The 22,105-nt window shown below is 64.5% G+C and carries 22 protein-coding genes; 15 read left to right on the top strand and 7 right to left on the bottom strand.

What is annotated here, in order from left to right; translation table 11 throughout:
- Positions 1 to 10: 10 nt before the first annotated feature.
- The 3 genes from DNK89_RS11645 to DNK89_RS11635 are packed head-to-tail and all read right to left on the bottom strand — an operon-like array spanning position 11 to position 3,776.
- Positions 11 to 1,822: a M61 family metallopeptidase gene (locus DNK89_RS11645; protein ID WP_110960207.1), complete on the bottom strand. Its 1,812-nt coding sequence runs from the start codon at positions 1,820 to 1,822 to the stop codon at positions 11 to 13.
- A gap of 57 nt (positions 1,823 to 1,879) precedes the next feature.
- Complete coding sequence (locus tag DNK89_RS11640) at positions 1,880 to 2,608, bottom strand: DsbC family protein (protein WP_110960206.1); 729 nt, start codon at positions 2,606 to 2,608, stop codon at positions 1,880 to 1,882.
- Positions 2,609 to 2,636: 28 nt separating this feature from the next.
- The gene (locus DNK89_RS11635) at positions 2,637 to 3,776 is read right to left on the bottom strand and encodes an FAD-dependent monooxygenase (RefSeq protein WP_110960205.1); all 1,140 of its coding nucleotides are present in this window, start codon (positions 3,774 to 3,776) and stop codon (positions 2,637 to 2,639) included.
- A gap of 83 nt (positions 3,777 to 3,859) precedes the next feature.
- Here DNK89_RS11635 and DNK89_RS11630 point away from each other — a divergent pair, with 83 nt between their 5' ends.
- The 4 genes from DNK89_RS11630 to DNK89_RS11615 all read left to right on the top strand — a co-directional run bounded on the left by DNK89_RS11630 (position 3,860) and on the right by DNK89_RS11615 (position 8,328).
- Complete coding sequence (locus tag DNK89_RS11630; protein ID WP_110960204.1) at positions 3,860 to 4,732, top strand: MOSC domain-containing protein; 873 nt, start codon at positions 3,860 to 3,862, stop codon at positions 4,730 to 4,732.
- Between the two features lie 85 nt (positions 4,733 to 4,817).
- Positions 4,818 to 5,912, top strand: a complete 1,095-nt coding sequence (ychF, locus tag DNK89_RS11625; RefSeq protein ID WP_015015603.1) for a redox-regulated ATPase YchF — start codon at positions 4,818 to 4,820, stop codon at positions 5,910 to 5,912.
- 138 nt (positions 5,913 to 6,050) lie between these two features.
- Positions 6,051 to 6,929 (top strand): EamA family transporter RarD, encoded by an 879-nt coding sequence (gene rarD / locus DNK89_RS11620; RefSeq protein WP_015015602.1) that lies wholly within the window; start codon positions 6,051 to 6,053, stop codon positions 6,927 to 6,929.
- A gap of 157 nt (positions 6,930 to 7,086) precedes the next feature.
- Positions 7,087 to 8,328, top strand: coding sequence for a diguanylate cyclase (locus tag DNK89_RS11615; protein ID WP_110960203.1), 1,242 nt, complete (start codon positions 7,087 to 7,089; stop codon positions 8,326 to 8,328).
- Positions 8,329 to 8,438: 110 nt separating this feature from the next.
- Here DNK89_RS11615 and DNK89_RS11610 read toward each other — a convergent pair whose 3' ends face one another.
- Complete coding sequence (locus DNK89_RS11610; RefSeq protein ID WP_043565663.1) at positions 8,439 to 8,921, bottom strand: YqaA family protein; 483 nt, start codon at positions 8,919 to 8,921, stop codon at positions 8,439 to 8,441.
- A 151-nt stretch (positions 8,922 to 9,072) separates the two neighbouring features.
- Here DNK89_RS11610 and DNK89_RS11605 point away from each other — a divergent pair, with 151 nt between their 5' ends.
- From DNK89_RS11605 to DNK89_RS11585, 5 genes are all read left to right on the top strand, one after another.
- Positions 9,073 to 9,657, top strand: a complete 585-nt coding sequence (locus tag DNK89_RS11605) for a M15 family metallopeptidase (RefSeq protein WP_110960202.1) — start codon at positions 9,073 to 9,075, stop codon at positions 9,655 to 9,657.
- Between the two features lie 195 nt (positions 9,658 to 9,852).
- Positions 9,853 to 10,899, top strand: a complete 1,047-nt coding sequence (gene dusB, locus DNK89_RS11600; RefSeq protein ID WP_110960201.1) for a tRNA dihydrouridine synthase DusB — start codon at positions 9,853 to 9,855, stop codon at positions 10,897 to 10,899.
- Positions 10,896 to 11,129 (top strand): Fis family transcriptional regulator, encoded by a 234-nt coding sequence (locus tag DNK89_RS11595; protein WP_015015597.1) that lies wholly within the window; start codon positions 10,896 to 10,898, stop codon positions 11,127 to 11,129. The genes dusB and DNK89_RS11595 overlap by 4 nt, the downstream gene beginning before the upstream one ends.
- Before the next feature lie 260 nt (positions 11,130 to 11,389).
- Entirely contained in the window at positions 11,390 to 12,991 is a 1,602-nt protein-coding gene (gene purH / locus DNK89_RS11590; RefSeq protein ID WP_110960200.1) for a bifunctional phosphoribosylaminoimidazolecarboxamide formyltransferase/IMP cyclohydrolase, read from the top strand.
- Positions 12,992 to 13,032: 41 nt separating this feature from the next.
- Positions 13,033 to 13,512, top strand: a complete 480-nt coding sequence (locus DNK89_RS11585) for a c-type cytochrome (RefSeq protein ID WP_110960199.1) — start codon at positions 13,033 to 13,035, stop codon at positions 13,510 to 13,512.
- A 19-nt stretch (positions 13,513 to 13,531) separates the two neighbouring features.
- On the opposite strand, the gene pobA is transcribed toward DNK89_RS11585, so the two are convergent.
- Positions 13,532 to 14,716 (bottom strand): 4-hydroxybenzoate 3-monooxygenase, encoded by a 1,185-nt coding sequence (gene pobA / locus DNK89_RS11580; protein WP_056746883.1) that lies wholly within the window; start codon positions 14,714 to 14,716, stop codon positions 13,532 to 13,534.
- A 261-nt stretch (positions 14,717 to 14,977) separates the two neighbouring features.
- Here pobA and DNK89_RS11575 point away from each other — a divergent pair, with 261 nt between their 5' ends.
- Positions 14,978 to 15,757, top strand: coding sequence for an IclR family transcriptional regulator C-terminal domain-containing protein (locus tag DNK89_RS11575; RefSeq protein ID WP_110960198.1), 780 nt, complete (start codon positions 14,978 to 14,980; stop codon positions 15,755 to 15,757).
- 103 nt (positions 15,758 to 15,860) lie between these two features.
- Here the strand turns inward: DNK89_RS11575 and hemL are convergent, their stop codons facing one another.
- Positions 15,861 to 17,171 carry a glutamate-1-semialdehyde 2,1-aminomutase gene (hemL, locus tag DNK89_RS11570; protein ID WP_110960197.1) on the bottom strand — a complete coding sequence of 437 codons (1,311 nt, stop codon included), beginning with the start codon at positions 17,169 to 17,171 and terminating at the stop codon, positions 15,861 to 15,863.
- Positions 17,155 to 18,114: a bifunctional hydroxymethylpyrimidine kinase/phosphomethylpyrimidine kinase gene (locus DNK89_RS11565; protein WP_110960196.1), complete on the bottom strand. Its 960-nt coding sequence runs from the start codon at positions 18,112 to 18,114 to the stop codon at positions 17,155 to 17,157. Before DNK89_RS11565 ends, hemL begins: the two co-directional genes overlap by 17 nt.
- 94 nt (positions 18,115 to 18,208) lie before the next feature.
- Between DNK89_RS11565 and DNK89_RS11560 the strand changes: the two genes are divergently transcribed.
- Genes DNK89_RS11560 through DNK89_RS11540 form a run of 5 tightly spaced genes read left to right on the top strand, consistent with a single transcriptional unit; the run spans position 18,209 to position 22,058 of the window.
- Positions 18,209 to 18,382 (top strand): rubredoxin, encoded by a 174-nt coding sequence (locus tag DNK89_RS11560; RefSeq protein WP_082753119.1) that lies wholly within the window; start codon positions 18,209 to 18,211, stop codon positions 18,380 to 18,382.
- A gap of 59 nt (positions 18,383 to 18,441) precedes the next feature.
- Entirely contained in the window at positions 18,442 to 18,840 is a 399-nt protein-coding gene (locus DNK89_RS11555; protein WP_060984016.1) for a PleD family two-component system response regulator, read from the top strand.
- Complete coding sequence (locus tag DNK89_RS11550) at positions 18,840 to 19,205, top strand: PleD family two-component system response regulator (RefSeq protein ID WP_005796104.1); 366 nt, start codon at positions 18,840 to 18,842, stop codon at positions 19,203 to 19,205. The genes DNK89_RS11555 and DNK89_RS11550 overlap by 1 nt, the downstream gene beginning before the upstream one ends.
- 15 nt (positions 19,206 to 19,220) lie before the next feature.
- On the top strand, positions 19,221 to 19,748 hold the full coding sequence (locus DNK89_RS11545; RefSeq protein ID WP_110960195.1) for a chemotaxis protein CheW: 528 nt from the start codon (positions 19,221 to 19,223) through the stop codon (positions 19,746 to 19,748).
- Between the two features lie 21 nt (positions 19,749 to 19,769).
- Positions 19,770 to 22,058: a methyl-accepting chemotaxis protein gene (locus tag DNK89_RS11540; RefSeq protein WP_056746880.1), complete on the top strand. Its 2,289-nt coding sequence runs from the start codon at positions 19,770 to 19,772 to the stop codon at positions 22,056 to 22,058.
- Positions 22,059 to 22,105 lie beyond the last annotated feature (47 nt).

Raw genomic sequence — 22,105 nt, 5'->3', positions numbered from 1 at the left:
TTTGCTGTCGTCAGGTCAGCCAGCGTCCCAGCGCGGCGGCGTCTGTCACCGTCAGGCTGATGGTGTCTGGCGTCATGGATGGGGCTGCGGTGCTGCGTCGGCCTTTGGCCGAGGCTCCAGTCGACTGGACCGGCGGCATTTCCAAGGGCAGGCGAAGGAGCCGCCCGTCGCGTGCCACCAGGGCCTGCAGGGTGGTGTGGGTTCCCGCGTAGAAAGTGACGTCGTCGAGCTTGCTGACGCGCCAGCCCTGGCCCTGCACTTCTATGCCCAGCCACTCGTCGCCGGCAGACATTCCTGCCTTCTCTGCGGCTCCGCCACGCAGCACGGTCTTGATCTGCACGCTGTGGTTCTCGGCTACGCGCAGGCCCAGGCGCTGGGCCAGTTGGGGCCGGTCGGCCTTGAGCGCCACGCCGTGGGCGGCCAGCAGCTCTTCCAGGGGCAGATCGGCAGTGCTATGCACCCAGTGCGCCAGCTCTTTGTCGAATGGTCGCCCGGCCAAGTCGTGGAGCACGGCGCGCAGATCTGCTTCGGTCATCGGCCCGCCCGCGCAGCGCTTCCACAGTGCACGCATCACATCGTCCAAAGTGGCTTTGCCCTCACGCCGCAGGGCCAGGTCCAGGCACAGGGCCACCAGAGAGCCTTTGGTGTAGTAGCTGACGGTGGTGTTGGGTGTATTCTCGTCCTGCCGGTAGTACTTCACCCACGCGTCAAAACTGGCCTGGGCCACGGTTTGTACTGACCGGCCGGGTGTTTGTAGCACCTGGTTGATGGTTTTGGTGATGAGCTTGAGATAGGTGGCGTCGTCCAGCAGCCCGGCGCGGCGTAGCAGCAGGTCGTCGTAGTAACTGGTAAAACCTTCGAAGAACCACAGCAACTCGGTGTAGTTCTCCTGCGCATAGTCGTAGCGGGCGAACTCGGCGGGCCGCAAGCGCTTGACGTTCCAGGTGTGAAAGTATTCGTGGCTGATGAGGCCCAGCAGCGTGGTGTAACCCTCACTGGCCCGCGCCTCGCCCTGACGCGGCAGATCACGCCGTCCGCAAATCAGCGCTGTGGAGTTGCGGTGTTCCAGCCCGCCATAGCCATCTCCCACGGCGTTGAGCATGAAGACGTAGCTTTTGAAAGGCGCCTTGCCTTCGCGGTGCCAGAAGCGGATGGCGGTCTCGCAAATTTTCTGCGTGTCGGCCAGCAGCCGCTTGCCGTCGAACGATGGAGCCGCACCCGCCACCACAAACTGGTGGGCAATGCCGCCGGCCTTAAAGCGCCCCACCCAGAAGTTGCCCAGCTCCACCGGGCAATCCACCAGCTCGTCGTAGTCGGCCGCCGAGTACAGGCCAAAGCCGTGCTTGTCGGCCTCCACGGGCCGCAGACCGGTGGCGGCAGCCCAGGTCGCTGTGGCAGCCGTGCGTGCCAGCTCCAGGGTGTGGGGCTGCGTCTCCTGCCCATGTACGCGCAGGCACAGACTGGTGCCGTTGAAAAAGCCGCGTGAGGCGTCCAGCCAGGCAGTGCGTACGGAGCTGTCGTAGGCGCACACCTGATAGGTGAGCACCAAGGGCTTGCCCTCTGCGCATTGAACTTGCCAGCGGTGCTTGTCCAGTTGGGCCGTTTGCAAAGCGCGTTGGCCTTGCCGAGCCGCCAGCGCTTGCAGATTCTTGGAGAACTCCCGCACCAGGTAGCTGCCCGGGATCCAGACCGGCAGAGACAGCTCTTGCGATGCGGCTGGCCGCTGCACCGTCACTGTCACGGTGAACAGATGCGCATTCAGGTCTGTGGGTTCGACGCGGTAGTGAATGTCTGCGGCAGAGGCTGGGCGGGAGAGGGGCATGGCATGTGCCGCGCAAGGGCCGCGCGGGGTCGTCGGTCGGGGGGCTTTCAGCGGCAATTAATTGGCGGAGGGTGTGTCGCTGGCGGCTTCGGCCAGGCGCTTTTCCACCTCCTGCGCACCGATGGCGCCGGGAACGCGCGTGCCGTTGGCAAAAATCAGGGTGGGGGTGCCGGTAATCTTGTACTTCTTGCCAAAGGCCAGGTTGCGTTGCAGTGCGCTGGTGTCGCAGCTGGCGGCCGGTGCGGGCTTGTCACGCACCATCTGGTCTTGCCACGCCGTCGCCTGGTCCTTGGAACACCAGATGTTGCGCGATTTTTCAGCCGAATCCGGGCTCAGGATGGGGTACAGGAACAGGTACACCGTCACGTTGTTGATCTGCTGAAGGTCGCGCTCAAAGCGCTTGCAGTAACCACAGTTGGGGTCCTCGAACACGGCCACTTTGCGCTTGCCGTCGCCGCGCACAATGGTCACGGCATCTTTCAGGGGCAGGGCGGAGAAGTTGACGGCCGTGAGTTTGTTGATACGGTCTTCGGTCAGATTGCGGCGCGCCTTGGAGTCGATGAGTTCGCCCTGGATCACATAGTCGCCCTTGGCGTCGGTGTAGAACAGGTCGGTGCCGATGCGCACCTCGTACAACCCCTTCATGGGCGTAGCGCGCACTTCGTCGATCTTGTCCATTTGAGGAATGCGCTCGGCCAATGCCTTGCGGATGGCGTCCTCTTGCGCCGTGGCGCTCAGGCTCAGAGTGGCTGCCGCAACGGTCAGCAAAGCAGTGATCAGTTTCATCGTGTTCCTGTTTATCAAACTCGCGCGTTCAGCGCATTCCCATGGCCTGGCGGGCCACAAAATCTTTCAGCAGGCCGCTGCGTTCAAAGCCCTTCATGCCCCAATTGCGCAGGGCTTGCCAGGGGGCTTCCGGGCGCGCAAACAGTTGCTGCAATCCATCGGTGGCCAAGCCCATCGCTGCCAGGGCAGCTTTTTGTTGCCGCTCATAGCGTCGCAGCAGTCGCAAGTCGGCCACGCTGCGCCAGTAGTCGCGGGTGCGCAGCACCTCGGCCAGGGCTGCCACATCAGCCAGCCCCAGATTCAGCCCTTGCCCTGCCAGCGGGTGCACGTTGTGGGCGGCATCGCCCGCGAGCACCCAGCTTCGTGCAGCATTTCCGGTAGAGGTAGCGCCGCACCAGCGGTCTGCCTTGGCCAGTTGCAGCGGCCACGTGGCACGCTCTGCAATGAGTTGAACGTTGCCCAGTGTGTGCTGGCTCGCCGTCTGCAACTCTTGCGCAAAAGCGTCGGCAGGCAAGGCCATCAGCGCGGAGACCCGGTCCTCAGGGACGGACCACACCACGGCCACAGAGTTCCCCTGGACGCCCTCCAGCGGCAAAAAAGCCAGAATGCCTTGTGGCGAAAGCCACTGGCGTGCCACCTGTCCATGCGGATGTTCGCAGCGCACCCGCGTGGCAATCGCGTGCTGGGCATAGGGTGTCACGTCAAAGCGCACGCCAAACTCGGCCCGGGTGGTGCTGGCGCGGCCTTCGCACACCACGGTCAGGGGCGCTGCCACCGGGCTGTCCACCACCTCCACCAGGGGCTGAAACCGCACAGCCTGGGCCAAGCGCTCTTCCAGCGCCGGCACATCCACGATCCAGGCGAGTGCTTCCACCCCCTGGGGAGCGGCATCGAAATGCACGCAGCCGTCCTGATCACCCTGTACCTGCATGTGCTTGACGGCGGTGGCGTGTTCGGCATCGGGCCAACTGCGCAGCGATTCGAGCAGGCTGCGGGACGCTGCATTCAGGGCATAGGCCCGTACGTCGGCGGTCGCCGCGCTTTGTGGGCCCGGGGCGGGCACCAGGGCCACCTTCAGTCGTTCCCGTGCCAGCAACAAGGCCAGGGTTCGGCCCACGATGCCGGTGCCACGAATACAGATATCAAAGGTTGGGGCCATGAGAGGCATTGTAGGAGGGGTCTTACCCCCTGCGATGAGAGGGCAGAATTGCGGTCTGGCCTTTCTGGCCCCCTTCTTCAGGAGCACCCGGCGTGAGTTTCCCTTCCGAGTCTGATCTGTCCGGCACCATTGCGCGGCTGTTTGTGTACCCCGTCAAATCCTGTGCGGGCATCGAGGTGCAGCAGGCGCTGCTCACCGAGACCGGGTTGGATCTGGACCGCGCCTGGATGGTGGTGGATGCGCAGGGCATGTTCCTCACCCAGCGCAGCTTGCCCCGCCTGGCGCTGATCCGGCCCCAGCTCAAGAGCGACGAAATGGTGCTGCGGGCTCCGGGCATGCTGGCATTGCATGTGGCGATCGATGCGGTGGAAGCGCCGGCCACGGTGACCGTCTGGCGCGACACGGTCCCTGCGTGGGACATGGGCCCTGTGGCGGCGCAGTGGTTCAGCGATTTTCTGGGGCAGCCTTGCCGCCTGGTGCGGTTTGACCCAGAGCATCGGCGCCTGTCCAGCCTGGAGTGGACGGGGGGCGTGGAGGTCCCCAACCAGTTTGCCGACGGGTTTCCGCTGCTGGTGACCAGTGAGGCCTCCTTGCAGGACCTTAATGTGCGGCTTGCCGCCGAGGGGCATCCCTCCGTCGGCATGGAGCGGTTCCGGCCCAATGTGGTCTTGGCCGGAGTGGATGCCCACGACGAAGACCGTGTGGACATGATTCACGTGGAGGGCGATGGCACCGCCGACGTCCACCTGCAGCCGGTAAAGCCCTGCGCGCGATGCCCTATTCCTGACATCGACCCGGCCACAGCTGAGAGCCATCCGTCGGTGGGTGACACCCTGCGCACCTACCGCCAGGACAAGCGGCTGGACGGCGCCATCACCTTTGGCATGAACGCCATCGTGCGCAGCGGTGCGGGGCAGTGGCTGCGCGTGGGGCAACGCATGGCCGCCGATTTGCGGTTTGAATGAAGGCCTGATGCAGGCCCTCGGCAGCGGGTGCTGGGCGGGCCCGTAAAATCGGCGGTTTGTCTCCAGAACACCAGAAAGCCCTGCCATGAGCCTCCAATGCGGCATCGTGGGCCTGCCCAACGTCGGCAAGTCCACCCTTTTCAACGCGCTGACCAAGGCTGGTATTGCCGCCGAAAACTATCCCTTCTGCACCATCGAGCCCAATGTGGGCGTGGTGGAAGTGCCGGACCCCCGCCTCCAGCAACTGGCCGAGATCATCCACCCAGAGCGCATCGTCCCTGCCATCGTCGAGTTTGTAGACATTGCCGGTTTGGTGGCGGGCGCCAGCCAGGGGGAAGGCCTGGGCAACCAGTTTCTGGCCCACATCCGTGAAACCGATGCCATCGTCAACGTGGTGCGCTGCTTTGAAGACGACAACGTGATCCACGTGGCAGGCCGTGTGGACCCCATTTCCGACATCGAAGTGATCCAGACCGAGCTGTGCTTGGCCGACCTAGGTACGGTCGAGAAGGCCCTGAACCGCTACACCAAGGCCGCCAAGTCGGGCAACGACAAGGATGCTGCCAAGCTCGTGGCGCTGCTCACGCGCATCCAGGCTGCCCTCAACGAAGGCAAGCCTGCCCGCTCGGTCGAGATCACCAAGGAAGAGCAGCCCCTGCTCAAGTCCCTGTGCTTGATCACGGCCAAGCCCGCAATGTTCGTGGGCAACGTGAGCGAAGACGGTTTTGAGAACAACCCGTTCCTGGACCGCCTCAAGGACTACGCGGCCAGCCAGAACGCCCCTGTGGTGGCCATCTGCGCCAAGATGGAAGCCGAGATGGCCGAGATGAGCGACGAAGACCGCGACATGTTCCTGGCCGAGATGGGCCAGACCGAACCAGGCCTCGCGCGCCTGATCCGTGGCGCCTTCAAACTGCTGGGCCTGCAGACCTACTTCACGGCTGGCGTGAAGGAAGTGCGCGCCTGGACCATCCACATCGGCGACACCGCCCCCCAGGCGGCGGGCGTGATCCACGGCGACTTCGAGCGCGGCTTCATCCGCGCGCAGACCATCGCCTTTGAGGACTTCATTGCCTACAAGGGCGAGCAGGGGGCCAAGGATGCCGGCAAGATGCGCGCCGAAGGCAAGGAGTACGTGGTCAAGGACGGTGATGTGCTGAACTTCCTGTTCAACGTCTGACCACCCCCCAGACCCGTGTGGGTCTGCCGTGCTCCCAGCCATCCCTGTCTGCCCTTGGGCTGGCAGGGATTTTTTCTGGCGATGCCGCGTTCGATCCCGCGGCTGTCCACCCATTCACCCGTTCTGGGTTTTTTGCGCATGAATACCGGAATCCTCTACGCCGCCCTGGCCTATGTCGCCTGGGGATTGTTCCCGCTGTACTTCAAGCAGGTGGCCGACGTGCCCTCGCTGGAGGTGGTGATGCACCGCACGCTGTGGTCGCTGGTGGTGGTGCTGGGGCTGCTGGCGTTGCGCAGGCAGTGGGCGTGGATGGCGTCGGTGGTGCGCCAGCCGCGTGTGCTGGGGGCCTTTGCGCTGTCGGCAGTGCTGCTGTCGGGCAACTGGCTGACCTACGTATGGGCCGTACAGAACCACCACGTGGTCGATGCGAGCCTGGGGTATTTCATCTTGCCGCTGGTGAATGTGGCGCTGGGCTTCGTGTTCCTGCGCGAGCGCCCCCGGCCTGGGCAATGGCTGGCCGTGGCGGTAGCTGCGGCTGGTGTGCTGTGGCTGGCAGTGCAGGCAGGGCGCCTGCCCTGGATCGCGCTGGTGCTGGCCCTGACTTTCGGGTTCTATGGCCTGTTGCGCAAGGTCGCGGTGTTGGGCGCGCTGGAGGGGCTCACGCTGGAAACCTTGATGCTGGCGCCGGTGGCGGCCGTGGTGCTGGCCTCGTGGAGCTGGCAAGGGCAGGGCGCTCTGGTGCAAGGCGACCTGTCCACGGTGGGGTGGCTGTTGTTGGCTGGGCCCATGACCGCCATTCCTTTGTTGCTGTTTGCCGCCGGTGCCCGGCGCATTCCCATGTCCACCCTGGGCATCCTGCAATACATCTCTCCCAGCCTGCAGTTTGCACTGGGCGTCTGGGTGTACAACGAGGCCTTTCAGCCTGCGCGTCTGGTGGGCTTTGTGCTGATCTGGGCGGCGCTGGTGGTGTACAGCGTGGAGGGCTGGTGGGCGCGCCAGCGGGCGGTGCTCGCATAGCACGCCTGCGGGTGGGCGGTTGTCGCCTGGGCTACTGGAAAACGCGCAGATCGATTTTGTCAGCCACGCGTAAGATCCTGCGATTTGTCTGACGGGTGCCGCATGTGTGTTGCTGCGCCACCTTTACTTCCTCTTCCAGGCCTGAGCCCGCCACCACATGCTTTTTGGACGCAAAAACCTGTTTTCGGCGACGGATGCCTTCCCGTTGACCGATGCCGTGCTGGAGTTCGACGATTCTTCGTCGGTGGCCGTCCGACCTGGACGGCGCGCGCTGGACGGCTTCGGCCCCCGGGGTGAACGCAGCGCTTCGTCCAAGTGGTGGGCCGTGGCAGGGCTGATTGGCCTGTATGCGGTGGCCCTGGCGGGGTTTTACGCCCTGGGCGTGGTGGGTACCCAGGTGCTGTGGGTACTGGCTGGCCTCACGGCTGCGGGCTTTGCCGTGTTCGGTGCCGTGTTCCGGTCGGGCTTGCAGCGCAAGCTCAGGCTGCGGCATCTCAAGCTGGGTATTGTTACCACGGCCATCGGTGGCATGCTGGTGGTGTTTTATCTGGAGCCGGTCACGCAGATTCTGCTGGCGCCGTTCATGTTCGTGGCAGTGGCCTACGGCATCTTCACTGTGCCCCGGCGCACGTTGCTGGTGCTGACGGCCGCTGTGTTGTGCGCCTATGCGGCGGTGATTGCTGCGCACTATGCAGAGCAGGGCAACGACGCCCTGTTGCGGCTGGAGCTGATGCACCTGCTGGCACTGGCCGTATCGGTGCCGGCGTTCATCGTCCTCATGGGCCGCGTGCAGCGGCTGTACCGCAGCCTGTACCAGGCCAGCCGCAAGATCAAGAACATCCAGGAAGACGCGCAGCGCGACACCTTGCTGGGCTGCTTCAACCGCCGCTACATCCTGGCGGCGCTCGAAGAACAAAAGCAGCTGGCCGATGAAAGCGGGATTCCGCTGTGCCTGGCTGTGCTGGACATTGACCACTTCAAACGCATCAACGACGAGCTGGGCCACCTCGGAGGCGACGAGGTGTTGCGCACCTTTGCCCGCATTGCGCAGCAGGGCGTGCGTGGCGGTGATGTGTTTGGGCGGTATGGGGGGGAAGAGTTCTTGCTGATCTTCCCGGCCACCTCGCTGCTGCCCTCGCTCAACACCTGCGAGCGCATCCGGGCCCAGGTGGAGTCGCACGCCTGGACGGGCCTGCTCAAGGGCCGCGTGACGGTCTCCATCGGCGTGACGCAGTATGTGCTGGGCGAGTCGGTGCTGGAGTTCTTCTCGCGGGCAGACACCGCCATGTACATGGCCAAGGAGGGCGGGCGCAACCAGGTGGTGGTCGAGGAGCCGATTGCCAAGGGCGACTCGCAGATGTCGGACTTGTCGATTCCCAGCAGCCACGCGTTCTTGTAGGGACTCGCCCGCATGGGCGCACAAGCCCCCGGGCGCCCTGCGCATCGGAGGCATCGACCCACCATGAGTTCATTGCCAAAGCCCATTGCAGCAGGGCTCTGGCCGGCAACCTAAATCGCCAGATGACCAGGCATGAAATACAGCAGCACGCTGGTCATCGCCAGATAGCGCAGAAACTTGCCCACTGCCATGTAGGCCAGGCATTGCCAGAACGGCAGCTTGAGCCAGCCGGCCACCGCGCACAGCGGGTCGCCCACCACCGGCAGCCAGCTCAGCAGGCATGCGCGCGCGCCAAAGCGCTTGAGCCAGTTCAACGCCTGCACCTCGGTCGCATTGCCTCGCGCCTTGTCCACGGCCTTGTGCGCCCCCAGGCCCATCCACCAGCTCACGCCACCGCCCAGGGTGTTGCCCACGGTGGCGACCAGGATGGCAGGCCAGAAGAGGTCCGGGTTGAGCTTGATCAGGCCAAACACGGCCGGCTCGGAGCCCAGTGGCAGCAGCGTGGCCGAGACAAACGACACCACAAAGACCGTGCTCAGTCCGAACTGCGGCAGGGCCAGCCATTCGAGCAGCTGGTGCATCCAGATTTCCATAGCGGCTGAGTGTAGGGGGCTGCCGGGGCTTCGTTCGCCCCTGGGGGCGCTGTCCTACAGCGGCGCGCGCCATCGGCGCATGGCCGGGCTGGAAGGGCTTTTGTATCGTGAAAACACATTGGCCCTGAATGACACACCCAGGAGGTCGCCCATGCTGGCATTGCCCACCACGCCCACTCCCCGCCGCTTGAATCCCACCGCTGCCATGCCGCCAGCGACCCGCTGGTCGTCCGTGGCCGTGGCCTTGCTGCTGTCGGCGTGTGCGCACAGCCCCCAGGCCGCGGTGCCCACCCCGGGACTGCAAAGCGGGGTCATGCCGTGGGAGCAGACGACCACCTCGCCCTGCGACAAGGAGCCCACCGCAAGGCCCGCGCTGGAGCGTATTGGCCGTGAGCTGCAGTCCCAAGGGATGGCATTGCAGGCCACCTGCAACGCCGCCAGCGGGGGCTGGGTGGTGCAGGTGCAGGTGGTGGATGGCACCAAGGCCCATAAGGTGGTGCGCGGGCCGCTGGCCGACGGGCAGGCCGTGGACATGGGCACCCCGGCGGGCGCTGCGCGGTCTGAGGCCGCAGCGGGAGCCACGGGTTTTTCCCCCGATGTGTTGCACAACCGCCAGTGGCTGCGTGCGCTCATGGCGCGCCACCAGTTCGACAACCTGCCGGATGCCTGGTGGCATTTCGCGCAGCGGGGTCTGCCGCCCGCGCAGGCTGCAGACACCGATCTCGCCGCACGGTGAAGTGAGGCTCTGTCCCCGGGGCACCTGACCTCAGGGGGAGGTTAGAGGGCGCAGGCCCATAGCGGTCCGTCAATGGAGCCTTGGCCGCAGATAGAAAGCGCGTGCACCCCATTTCAGTTGCTGAAATTTTGAGCAGGTACAATCCCGCCTCCTTTTTCAGCATCTTTTGCTGCCTCCCCGCTTCCTACCCCGCCCATGCAAATCGGCCACATTCCTTTGGCGAACCGGTTGTTCGTCGCCCCGATGGCGGGCGTCACCGACCGGCCGTTCCGCCAGCTGTGCAAGGCGCTGGGGGCAGGCTATGCGGTGAGTGAGATGGTGACCTCGCGCAAGGACTTGTGGAACAGCCTCAAGACCTCGCGCCGGGCCAACCATGAAGGGGAGCCGGGGCCCATTGCCGTGCAGATTGCCGGCACCGATGCGCCGATGATGGCCGAAGCAGCGGTCTACAACGTGGAACGCGGCGCGCAGATCATCGACATCAACATGGGCTGTCCGGCCAAGAAGGTCTGCAACAAATGGGCGGGCTCTGCGCTGATGCAGAACGAAGCCCTGGCGGTGGAGATTGCCGCTGCCGTGGTCGAGGCCTGCGCTCCCTACAACGTGCCCGTCACGCTGAAGATGCGCACCGGCTGGTGCCAGGAGCACAAGAACGCTGTGCAGCTTGCGCGCCAGTTCGAGGCCGTGGGCATCCAGATGCTCACGGTGCACGGCCGCACACGCGAGCAGGGCTACAAAGGTCAAGCCGAGTACGACACCATCGCAGCCGTCAAGGCGGCGGTGAAAGTGCCCGTGGTCGCCAACGGCGACATCACCTCGCCCGAAAAGGCGCGCGACGTGCTGGCCGCCACCGGCGCCGACGCGATCATGATCGGCCGCGCTGCCCAGGGCCGGCCGTGGATCTTCCGCGAGATCGGCCACTTTCTGGCCACGGGCGAACACCTGGCACCGCCGCTGGTGGCCGAGGTGCGCCGCCTGCTGCTGGACCACCTGCACGACCACTACAGCCTGTACGGCGAGCTGACCGGGGTGCGCAGTGCGCGCAAGCACATTGCCTGGTACCTGCGCGCGCTGCCCGGCGGCGAGGCCCTGCGGGCACACATCAATACGATCGAAGACTGCACCACGCAGTGGCAGGCCGTGGCCGACTACCTGGACGCCCTGGGCCAGCAGATGGACCGGCTGCCTGCCTCCACCGACGTGGATGCCGACACAGAAGAACAAGAGGGATTGGCTGCATGAGCAAGAAACACATAGAAGAATGCGTGCGCGAGAGCCTGCAGGGCTACTTTCGCGACCTGGGCGGCGAGACGCCCGATGGCATGTACGACATGCTGGTGCGTGTGGTCGAAAGGCCGCTGCTGGAAGTCGTGATGCAGCAGGCCGACAACAACCAGTCGCGCGCCGCCGAATGGCTGGGCCTGAACCGCAACACCCTGCGCAAGAAGCTGGTCGAGCACAAGCTGCTCTAAGAGACTGAGAGTCTCTTGTCCGAACCCGCCATGCACGCCAAAACACTCCGGCTCGTCGTTCCAAATGCTCGCCATAGCCCGAGCTATGGCTGTGCTTTGCGCCTAGATCCGAAGCGTTTTCGCGCGCCTTTCGGGCTCGGCCAAAAAACTCTCAGCCTCTGACTGCTCTACAAGACATACAACTACTAAATTAATAGCTGCCAGCGCATGATGCACTAGCGCTACAGCCCGTTTTTATTCAAAACCTCCGCACCACCACCATGAACGCACTCCTCTCCGTCTCTGACAAGACCGGCATCGTCGAATTCGCGCAAGCGCTGCACGCGCTGGGCATCAAGCTGCTGTCCACCGGCGGCACCGCCAAGCTGCTGGCCGACAAGGGCCTGCCCGTGACCGAAGTGGCTGAGGTCACGCAATTCCCCGAAATGCTCGACGGCCGGGTGAAGACGCTGCACCCCAAGGTGCACGGTGGCCTGCTGGCCCGCCGCGAGCTGCCCGAACACATGGCCGCGCTGAAGGAGCACGGTATCGACACCATCGACCTGCTCGTTGTCAACCTCTACCCCTTTGAAGCCACCGTGGCCAAGGCTGGCTGCACACTGGCCGACGCCATCGAGAACATCGACATCGGCGGCCCCGCCATGGTGCGCAGCGCCGCCAAGAACTGGAAGGACGTGGGCGTGATCACCTCGGCCGACCAGTACGACGCCGTGCTGGCCGAACTCAAGGCCGTTGGCAAGCTCAGCGACAAGCTGCGCTTTGCGTTGTCGGTGGCCGCGTTCAATCGCATCGCCCAGTACGACGGCGCCATCAGCGACTACCTCTCGTCCGTCACGTTCGAAGAAGACAAGCTGTCGGAAACCTACGTGCCCACGCGCACCCAGTTCCCCGGCCAGAGCAACGGCATCTTCACCAAGGTGCAGGACCTGCGCTACGGCGAAAACAGCCACCAGCAGGCTGCGCTGTACCGCGACCTGCACCCCGCACCCGGCTCGCTGGTCACCGGCGTGCAACTGCAGGGCAAGGAGCTGAGCTACAACAACATCGCCGACGCCGATGCGGCATGGGAATGCGTGAAGAGCTTTGAAGCAGCAGCCTGCGTGATCGTCAAGCACGCCAACCCCTGCGGCGTGGCCGTGGGCCTGGACGCGCTGAGCGCCTACAGCAAGGCCTTCCAGACCGACCCGACCAGCGCTTTCGGCGGCATCATCGCGTTCAACCGCGTGGTGGACGGCGCTGCTGCAGCGCAGGTGAGCAAGCAGTTTGTCGAAGTGCTGATGGCCCCCGACTTCACCGCCGAGGCGCTGGAAATCTTCAAGGCCAAGGCCAATGTGCGCCTGCTCAAGATCGCGCTGCCCGCCCACGGTGGCAAGACCGACTGGGAGCGCGGCCGCAATGCCATGGACGCCAAGCGCATCGGCTCGGGCCTGCTGCTGCAGACGGCCGACAACCACGAGCTGTCTCTCATCGACCTCAAGGTCGTGACCAAGAAGCAGCCCACGCTCGAAGAGATGGAAGACCTGCTGTTCGCCTGGAAGGTCGCCAAGTACGTCAAGAGCAACGCCATCGTGTTCTGCAAGGGCGGCATGACCATGGGCGTGGGCGCCGGCCAGATGAGCCGCCTGGACTCGGCCCGCATCGCCAGCATCAAGGCCGGGCATGCTGGCCTGACCTTGCAAGGCACCGTGGTGGCGAGCGATGCGTTCTTCCCCTTCCGCGACGGCTTGGACGTGGTGGTGGATGCGGGTGCGACCTGCGTGATCCAGCCCGGTGGCTCGATGCGCGACAACGAAGTGATCGATGCTGCCAACGAGCGCGGCGTGGCCATGGTCTTCAGCGGCGTGCGCCACTTCCGCCACTGAGATGATAGGGATGGCGACGGGGCCTGCAGCGGTGCGCGTGCATGATGCACCGCGACGATGAGACCCCGCCACCCCGGCCCCGCTGGCTGGGTTGGGCCCTGATGGGGTTCATGGCGCTGGTGGTGTTGGGCATGCTCAACCTGGGCTGGCGCATGTTGCAGCCCGTGTCGGGTGCTGGCGGGCAAGACAGCGCTGCTTCACCGCCCTCCGCATCGGCCGGACTTCGCCTGGTGGAAGCATTCGATTGCCTGCGCTGCCATGGCATGGAGCGCCACTACGTCGGTCCGTCGTTTCAGCAGATTGCAGCGCGGTACCGTGACCGCGCCGACGCCGTCGATTACCTGGCCGGCAAGATCCGCAACGGCAGTGTGGGCGCGTGGGGGCGCACCGTAATGCCCCGCCACCCGCAAGTCACGGAAGCTCAGGCGCGTGAGATGGCGCAGTGGCTGGTGTCGCTGCCGGTGCTGTCCGCTGCGGCACCGGGCGCGTCGGCCTCAGAGGCCGCATCGGCGCCACGCTGAAAGCGATGGTGGCCGGGGCTCAGGCCCCAAAGTTCATCGGCAGGCCCACATAGTTCTCGGCCAGCGACACCGAGGCTGCACGGGAGTGCACCAGGTAGTCCAGCTCTGCTTCCTGGATCTTCTGGCCGAACTCGCCGGTTTCCGGAAAGCGGTGCATCAGCGAAGTGAACCACCAGGAGAAGCGCTCGGCACGCCACACGCGGCGCAGGCAGCGGTCGGAGTAGGTGTCGATGCCCACGGACGATTTCTCGTTGTAGAACTCGGAAAGCGCGGTCCACAGATAACCCACGTCGCTGGCAGCCAGGTTCAGCCCCTTGGCGCCGGTGGGCGGCACGATGTGGGCGGCATCACCCGCCAGGAACATGCGGCCAAAGCGCATGGGTTCGGCCACAAAGCTGCGCAGCGGGGCGATGCTCATCTCCAGAGCGGGGCCGGTCACCAGGTTGGCGCGGGCCTCGGGGTCCAGGCGGTTGCCCAGCTCGGTCCAGAACTGGTCGATGGTCCAGTTCTCGACCTTGTCAGTCGTAGGCACCTGCACGTAGTAGCGGCTGCGCGTGGCGCTGCGCATGCTGCACAGCGCAAACCCGCGTTCGGTGTTGGCATAGATGAGTTCGTGCGACACCGGTGGCACATCGGCCAGCACACCCAGCCAGCCAAAGGGGTACACGCGTTCGTAGGTCTTGAGCAGGTCGGCCGGCGCGCTGGCGCGGCACACGCCGTGGTAGCCGTCGCAGCCCGCGATGAAGTCGCAGGCCAGCTCGTGGGTCTGGCCGTCTTTTTCGTACGTCACGCGTGGGTGCTGGCCGTCAAAGTCGTGCACTTGTACGTTTTGTGCGTCGTACACGGTGGTGAGGCCGGCCGCTGCGCGCGCATCCATCAGGTCACGCGTGACTTCGGTCTGGCCGTACACCGTCACCCGACTGCCGCCAGTCAGCTCGTGCAGATCGATGCGGTGGCGCTGGCCCTTGAACAGCAGCTCGATGCCGTCGTGGGGCAGGCCCTCGGCATGGGCGCGGGCACTCACGCCCGCCTGGTCCAGCAGGTCCATGCAGACCTTCTCCAGCACCCCGGCGCGGATGCGGCCGAGCACGTAGTCGGGGCTGCGCTGCTCGATGATGACGGCGTCAACGCCGGACTTGTGAAGCAACTGACCGAGCAGCAGGCCGGCGGGGCCGGCACCAACGATGGCAACCTGGGTGCGCATGGGAAACCTCTGGGAATGGGGTGGGGGAGATGGGGGATACCGAAAACCAGTGGCCTTGAGCGTAGGTTGATCCAGATCAAAGCGATATCCGGCGCTGCCGATTGCGTGCGATCAGTCGATGCTTTGTGCGATGATCGCGCAGTCTCCGGGGTGATGCGGGTGGTCAGGCCCGTTGGTGAGTGCACCGAGTCGCTGCAGGGCCCCGGTAGCCCTGGCGTTCGAACCCCGCTCAACCCCCTGGTCCCCAACCCGTCACCTCTCATGGCCTCCACCCCCATCGCCAAGGCAGATTTCATTGAAGGCATGGCCAAGGGCATGGCCGTGCTGGAGAGTTTTGATACCGAGCGCCAGCGCCTGAACGCCACCCTGGCGGCACAACGCACGGGCCTTACGCGCGCGGCGGCGCGGCGGCACCTGCTGACGCTGGCGCACCTGGGGTACCTGGAGACGGATGGCAGCTACTTCTGGCTGGCTCCCAAGGTGCTGCGGTTTTCGGGCAGCTACCTTGCGTCTGCACGGCTGCCGCGCGTGCTGCAGCCCACGCTGAACCGGCTGGCCGCGCAGACCCAGCAGTCGTTCTCGGCGGTGGTGCTGGATGGGGATGAGGTGGTGATCGTGGCGCGCAGCGGCGTGTATGGCGCGCCGGCGCGGGTGCTGGCCTATGGCTTGCACCTGGGCGCGCGGCTGCCGGCCCACCCCACGTCCACCGGGCGGGTCTTGCTGGCGGCGCTGCCCCCGGCGGAGCTGACGGCCTGGCTCAAGAACCGGCCCCTGCACCGCCTCACGCCGCAAACGATCACACAGGTGGGCCCGCTGCGGCAGGTGATCACCAAGGTGCGGCGCGACGACTATTGCCTGGCGGTGGAGGAGCACGAGTTGGGCGTGCACGCGCTGGCCGTGCCACTGCGCAACCTGCAGGGTCACACCGTGGCGGCGCTCAACGTGGTGGCATCGCCCAAGCAGATGGACGAGGGCAGCCTGCAGCGCGACATGCTGCCCCTGCTGCAAGACGCCGCCCGCGAGTTGCGCGGACTGCTGTGAGTCTCCTCCGCCACAAGCCTCGCCGCCATGAAAAATGGCCCTCGTGAGGGCCATTCAGTGCCAAATTGGCAGGAAGCGCTAGTGCAATATGTGCTGCTAGCTATTATTTTGAGAGCGTTTTGAACACTTCACGCGCAGCAGCCACCGTGGCTGCCACGTCGTCGGCAGTGTGGGCGGCGCTCACAAAACCGGCTTCGTACAGGGCCGGTGCAATATAGATGCCTCGGTCCAGCAGGCCGTGGAACAGCTGGTTGAAGCGCGCGCTGTCGGTCTTGAGCACCTGGGCGTAGTTTTGCGGCAGCTCGGGCAGCAGGAAAAAGCCGAACATGCCACCCTCGCAGTCGCCGCAGAACGGCACCCCCTCTGCTGTGGCGGCGGCTTGCAGCCCATCGACCAGCGAGCGGGTGCGGGCCGACAGCGCATCGAAGAAGCCGGGCTTTTGGATCTCGCGCAGCGTGGCCAGCCCGCAGGCCGTGGCCACCGGGTTGCCCGACAGCGTGCCCGCTTGGTACACGCCGCCCAGTGGCGCGAGGTGTTCCATGATGGCGCGCGGCCCGCCAAAAGCCGCCAGCGGCATGCCGCCTCCGATCACCTTGCCCAGCACGGTGAGGTCGGGTCGGAAGCCCGGGATGCTCTTGGCGTACACGCTTTGCGCGCTGCCCAGGGCCACGCGGAAGCCCGTCATCACTTCATCCAGCACCAGCAGCGCACCGTACTCGGTGCACAGCTCGCGGCATCGTTTCATGAACGGCACGCTGGCGCGCACCAGGTTCATGTTGCCCGCAATCGGTTCGATCATCACGCAGGCCAGCTCCTTGCCGTGCAGGGCAAAGGCTTCTTCGAGCTGGGGGATGTTGTTGTATTCGAGCACGATGGTGTGCTGCACCACTTCGGGCGGCACACCCGCGCTGGTGGCATTGCCAAACGTGGCCAGGCCCGAGCCGGCCTTGACCAGCAGCGAGTCGGCATGGCCGTGGTAGCAGCCTTCGAACTTGATGAACTTGCTGCGGCCCGTGGCGCCACGGGCCAGGCGGATGGCGCTCATGCCCGCTTCGGTGCCCGAGCTGACCAGACGAATCATCTCCATGGACGGCACCAGGCTCAGGATCTCCTCGGCCAGCTCGACTTCGCGCTCGGTGGGGGCGCCAAAGCTGAAGCCTTCGAGCGCAGCCTTCTGCACCGCGTCGAGCACGGCGGGGTGGCCGTGGCCGAGGATCATCGGGCCCCAGGAGCCGATGTAATCAATGAAGCGCTGGTCGTTCGCATCCCAGAAGTAGGCGCCTTGTGCGCGCTTGACGAAGCGGGGTGTGCCTCCCACCGCCTTGAAAGCCCGCACGGGCGAGTTCACGCCGCCGGGGATCAGCGCCTTGGCGCGTTCGAACAGGGGAATATTAAGATCAGTGCTTGGTGTCATGGGGTGGCATCACAAAACCCTCCAGGGCCTGTGTTTCGTCAATCGTGGGTTGTTCTTCGTCGCCGCCGGTTTCGTCGTCCTCGGGCTGCGCCCAGAACATGCGGTCGGGCACGATATGCCCCATGCCGGGGCGAAAGCCTGCATCCAGGCTGCGGTCCAGATAGCCCAGCGCTTCGCTGGTGGCTTCGCCCAGATCGTTGCCAGCGGCCACCAGGGCTGTGAGGGCTGCCGACAGGGTGTCGCCCGCGCCGGAGAAGGTGGCATCGAATAGCTCGAACTTGCCGCTGCCCAGCACGGTCTGGGGCGAGGCCAGCACGTTCTCGACAAACTGCTCGGGCAGCGGGATGCCGGTGACCAATGTGTAAGGCACGCCCATCTCGGAGGCGGCACGGGCAATATCCCGGGCGGTGGGGCTGCGCTCGCCCGTCCAGTCCGGCAGCAGCCAGCGCCACAGGGTGCTGTGGTTTCCAACCAACACCGAGGTCTGGGGCAGCAGCAGCTCGCGGAAGGCGTCGAGGTACTCGTCAATCAGCTCGTCGCGCCACCAGGACAGGTTGGGCATGTAGGCGATCACGGGGACTTCGTCGTAGTCGGTCGTGATCTCGGCAATGGTGCTGATGTTCTCGGGGCTGCCCACAAAGCCGACCTTGATCGCCTGCACGGGCAGGTCTTCCAGCACGGCCCGCGCCTGCTCGGACACCGCCTCGTCGTCGAAGCTGAAGTGGTCAAAAATCTGAGCCGTGTCGCGGGCATAGGCCCCGGTGACCACGGCGATCGGGTGTCCGCCGACGGAGGCGATGGTGGTGATGTCGGCGGTCAGTCCGCCCGCTCCGCTGGGGTCGCTGGCGTTGAACACCAGCACACAGGCCGGGCTCGCTTCCTCCGCGTCATCGTCTTCAATATCTGGGATTTCGGAGGGGGGGAGGGAGGCTTTTGTGGTCATGGACCAGATCCTGCTGGAGGGGTGGCACGGAAGCTGCAGGCCGCGGAAATCGCTAGATACAATCGTTGCATTCTATGTGAAGGCCCTTTAAGCTGTGACCGACTTTAAAACTTGGATGTGTTTGATTTGCGGCTGGATTTATGACGAAGCGGCGGGGTCTCCCGAGCACGGCATTGCACCCGGCACGCCCTGGGATCAGGTCCCGATGAACTGGACCTGCCCAGAATGTGGCGCCCGCAAGGAAGATTTCGAGATGGTCCAGATCTGAGGCGCTCCAGCACCATTCGCTGCTGCGTTGTTTATTTTCTCCATCGGGAGCAGTGACAATTGACTACAACAGGCGCATCTTTCAAAGTGCTCGTGGTGGATGACAGCAACACCATCCGTCGAAGCGCCGAGATTTTTCTCAAGCAGGGGGGGCACGAAGTCTTGTTGGCCGACGACGGCTTTGATGCTTTGGCCAAAGTCAACGATTACCAGCCTCAGCTGATTTTCTGCGACATCCTCATGCCCAAGCTCGACGGGTACCAGACTTGCGCCATCATCAAGCGCAATGCCCGTTTTGCGGATACCCCGGTGGTCATGCTGTCCTCCAAGGACGGTGTGTTCGACAAGGCGCGCGGGCGTATGGTCGGCTGCCAGGAATATCTCACCAAGCCGTTTACCAAAGACCAGCTGTTGCAGGCCGTGCAGCAGTTTGGCAATTCCCAACAAGGAGCCCTCTAATGCCCATTCAGAAAGTATTGGTCGTCGACGACTCGAAGACCGAGTTGATGTTTTTGACGGACCTGCTTCAGAAAAAAGGCATGCAAGTCCGTACTGCAGAAAATGCCGAAGAGGCATTTCGCCGTCTGGCCGAAGAAAAGCCCGATCTCATCCTGATGGATGTGGTGATGCCCGGCCAAAATGGATTCCAGCTCACGCGTGCCATTACCCGCGACCCCCTTTACGCTGATGTGCCCATCATCATGTGCACCAGCAAGAACCAGGAAACCGACCGTGTCTGGGGCATGCGCCAAGGTGCGCGCGGCTACATCACCAAGCCGGTGGACCCCGCAGAGCTGCAGGCCAAAATCGACGCTCTGAACTAAGGCAGCGGCGCGCTCATGGCAAACCGCGAAGCCCTACGGGAGCTCCAGACCCGACTTGCTAGCCGCTTGCAGGCTGCAAGGTCCGAAGGTACATCCGTGTCCTCCTGGCTGGCTGTAGAGTCCGCCGGGAATTTCTATTTGCTGCCCTTGGGGCAGTCCGGGGAGATCTTCCCCTGGGTGTCGGTGCAGGCCGTGCCTTACACCCAGAGCTGGTTTCTGGGCGTGGCCAACCTGCGCGGTGGTCTGGTGGGGGTGGTGGACCTGGCGGGTTTGCTCGGTTCCACCGTACCCCGCACCGAGCAAGCCTTGTCCGAGGCCAGCCTGCTCGCGTTCAATGCCGCGCTCGACGTCAATGCCGCCCTGCTGGTGGACCGCTTGGCCGGGCTGCGCGGCACGGATGCGTTTGTGTCGTCCGAACCGCCGGCCGAGGATTCGCCCAGCTTCTTCGGCACCACCTATACCGATTCCAGTGGCACACGCTGGCAGGAGCTGAACTTGCAGATCCTGTCCCAACATCCCGCTTTCCTGAGCATCAGTGCTTGAGTTTTTCTGTAAGGCTGCACCATGTCCGTCGTCAATCAATTTGGAAAACTGTTCAACCGGAAACCCGCCACGCCTGATACCGGCGCAGCCACCGGCGCGACCGACGATGGGCAGGACCTCCTGGCCACGGGAGCCCTGGATGGCTCGCAACTGCGCGACTCTTACCAGGCCGAAGCCATGAACAGCGTCCAGGGCGATCCCGACGGCTACACGCCCGAACTGACCGCGCCCGAAGCGGAAGAAGACCTCATCAGCCTGCCCTTGCTAGGCCGCTCGACTGCCGCGGGCCATCAGCGCCGACTGCTGGCCTTGCTGGCCGTAGGGGTGGTGGTGCTGGCACTGATCGCCGGTTGGGTGCTGCAGCAGGCCGACCGTTCCGCGCAGCAACTGGCGGCTACCGGCCAGTCGCTGATGCAGTCGCAACGTCTCGCCAAGTCGGTGTCGCAGGCGCTGGTGGGTAGCCCGCAGGCCTTCCCGGACGTGGTGGAAAGCTCGGGCGTGTTGGCCCGCAACGTGCGCGCCCTGAATGCGGGTGACAACGAGCTGGGTGTGCAGTCGCTGGGCGAACCCTTCAAGCCCGATCTGGATGCCGTCAACCCCCTGATGGAGCGCGCAGAGCGCAATGCCAGCGTGGTGATGGGCCAGCAAAAGATTCTGACGCAGGTGGGTGACGCTCTGCGCACCATCAACCGCCAGTCGTCCGATCTGCTGGAAATCGCTGAAACGGTGTCTTCGCTCAAGCTGCAGCAAAACGCTCCTGCGGCCGAAATCTCTGCCGCAGGCCAGCTGGTGATGTTGACCCAGCGTATCGGTAAGTCTGCCAACGAGTTCCAGACCATGGAAGGCGTGAGCCCCGAGGCCGTGTTCCTGCTGGGCAAGGACTTGAACTCCTTCAAGGAAATTGCACAAGGCCTGCTGGAAGGCAGCCCCGAGTTGCGCCTGTCGGCCACCAAGGACGCGCAGACCCGCGAGCAATTGGAAGCGCTGATCAAACTGTACGAACAGACCCGTACCCAGGCCAGCGCCATTCTGGGCAACCTGCAAGGTCTGGTGTCTGCCCGTGAAGCGCAGTCCGCCATCATTGCCGACAGCGAACCCCTGCGCCGCCAGCTGGAAGGCCTGCAGAGCAAGCTGTCCGCCCAGACCGGTCTGGGCGCAGGCCAGTTCGCTGCTCTGGCGCTGGCGGGCTTGTTCGTGCTGCTGTGCGGTATCGGTATTTCGCGCGTTCAGCTGCTGGACAGCCGTGGCCGTCAGGCAGCTGCTGAAAACCAGCAACGCGACGCCAAGCGCCAGGAGCAGGAAGCCAAGCGCGTGAACGACGCCAACCAGGCCGCCATTTTGCGTTTGATGAACGAACTGCAGTCGGTTGCTGAAGGTGACTTGACGCAAGAAGCCACGGTGACGGAAGACATCACCGGCGCTATTGCCGACTCGGTGAACTACACGGTGGAAGAGTTGCGCCAGCTGGTGGGCAGCGTGCAGAACACGGCGACCCGCGTGGCGCAGACGACCGCTCAGGTGGACAACACCTCGACCGAACTGCTGGCGGCATCGACCGAGCAGCTGCGCGAAATTCGCGAAACCGGCCGCTCCGTTCTGGACATGGCGACCCGAATCAATGAGGTGTCCACACAGGCGCAAGAGTCCGCTACGGTGGCCCGTCAGTCGCTGCAAGCTGCGGACTCGGGTCTGCAGGCCGTGCAGAACGCCATCGGCGGTATGAACTCCATCCGCGACCAGATCCAGGACACTTCCAAGCGGATCAAGCGCCTGGGCGAATCGTCGCAGGAGATCGGTGAAATCACCGAGCTGATTTCTGACATTACCGAGCAGACGAACGTGCTGGCTCTGAACGCCGCCATTCAGGCCGCGTCTGCCGGTGAAGCCGGTCGCGGCTTCTCGGTGGTGGCGGAAGAAGTGCAGCGCCTTGCTGAACGCTCCGCAGACGCTACGCGCCAGATTTCGGCGCTGGTGAAAGCCATTCAGACCGACACCCAGGACGCCGTGGCCGCTATGGAGCGCTCCACACAGGGTGTGGTGGAAGGGGCTCGGCTGTCCGACAGCGCCGGTACCGCACTGACCGAAATCGACCGCGTGTCGCGCCGTCTGGCTGAACTGATTGAGCAGATTTCGTCTTCGACTTCCCGGGAAGCTGTTCTGGCCAACGAAGTGGCCGACAACATCCAGCACATTTTTGCGGTGACCGAACAGACGGGTGAAGGTACCCGCACGACTGCGCAGCAGGTGCGCGAGCTTTCGCACATGGCCGAAGAACTGCGCCAATCGGTGGCACGGTTCAAGATCGCCTGACGCAGCAGTTAGTCATCAACCAGCTGGCTCATTGCAGCCGGGGACGA

This window comes from Acidovorax sp. ST3 (assembly GCF_003231145.1).
In the GTDB taxonomy this organism is placed as follows: Bacteria; Pseudomonadota; Gammaproteobacteria; order Burkholderiales; family Burkholderiaceae_C; genus Acidovorax.
The sequence above is the reverse complement of the archived record's forward strand: the minus strand, read 5'-3'. Positions and strand labels throughout refer to the sequence as shown.

Coding starts and splice junctions, on each gene's coding strand:
- DNK89_RS11645 (WP_110960207.1), bottom strand. CDS start 1,822: ATGCCCCTCTCCCGCCCAGCCTCTGCCGCAGACATTCACTACCGCGTC.
- DNK89_RS11640 (WP_110960206.1), bottom strand. CDS start 2,608: ATGAAACTGATCACTGCTTTGCTGACCGTTGCGGCAGCCACTCTGAGC.
- DNK89_RS11635 (WP_110960205.1), bottom strand. CDS start 3,776: ATGCCTCTCATGGCCCCAACCTTTGATATCTGTATTCGTGGCACCGGC.
- ychF (WP_015015603.1), top strand. CDS start 4,818: ATGAGCCTCCAATGCGGCATCGTGGGCCTGCCCAACGTCGGCAAGTCC.
- rarD (WP_015015602.1), top strand. CDS start 6,051: ATGAATACCGGAATCCTCTACGCCGCCCTGGCCTATGTCGCCTGGGGA.
- DNK89_RS11615 (WP_110960203.1), top strand. CDS start 7,087: ATGCTTTTTGGACGCAAAAACCTGTTTTCGGCGACGGATGCCTTCCCG.
- DNK89_RS11610 (WP_043565663.1), bottom strand. CDS start 8,921: ATGGAAATCTGGATGCACCAGCTGCTCGAATGGCTGGCCCTGCCGCAG.
- DNK89_RS11605 (WP_110960202.1), top strand. CDS start 9,073: ATGCTGGCATTGCCCACCACGCCCACTCCCCGCCGCTTGAATCCCACC.
- dusB (WP_110960201.1), top strand. CDS start 9,853: ATGCAAATCGGCCACATTCCTTTGGCGAACCGGTTGTTCGTCGCCCCG.
- DNK89_RS11595 (WP_015015597.1), top strand. CDS start 10,896: ATGAGCAAGAAACACATAGAAGAATGCGTGCGCGAGAGCCTGCAGGGC.
- purH (WP_110960200.1), top strand. CDS start 11,390: ATGAACGCACTCCTCTCCGTCTCTGACAAGACCGGCATCGTCGAATTC.
- DNK89_RS11585 (WP_110960199.1), top strand. CDS start 13,033: ATGATGCACCGCGACGATGAGACCCCGCCACCCCGGCCCCGCTGGCTG.
- pobA (WP_056746883.1), bottom strand. CDS start 14,716: ATGCGCACCCAGGTTGCCATCGTTGGTGCCGGCCCCGCCGGCCTGCTG.
- DNK89_RS11575 (WP_110960198.1), top strand. CDS start 14,978: ATGGCCTCCACCCCCATCGCCAAGGCAGATTTCATTGAAGGCATGGCC.
- hemL (WP_110960197.1), bottom strand. CDS start 17,171: ATGACACCAAGCACTGATCTTAATATTCCCCTGTTCGAACGCGCCAAG.
- DNK89_RS11565 (WP_110960196.1), bottom strand. CDS start 18,114: ATGACCACAAAAGCCTCCCTCCCCCCCTCCGAAATCCCAGATATTGAA.
- DNK89_RS11550 (WP_005796104.1), top strand. CDS start 18,840: ATGCCCATTCAGAAAGTATTGGTCGTCGACGACTCGAAGACCGAGTTG.
- DNK89_RS11545 (WP_110960195.1), top strand. CDS start 19,221: ATGGCAAACCGCGAAGCCCTACGGGAGCTCCAGACCCGACTTGCTAGC.
- DNK89_RS11540 (WP_056746880.1), top strand. CDS start 19,770: ATGTCCGTCGTCAATCAATTTGGAAAACTGTTCAACCGGAAACCCGCC.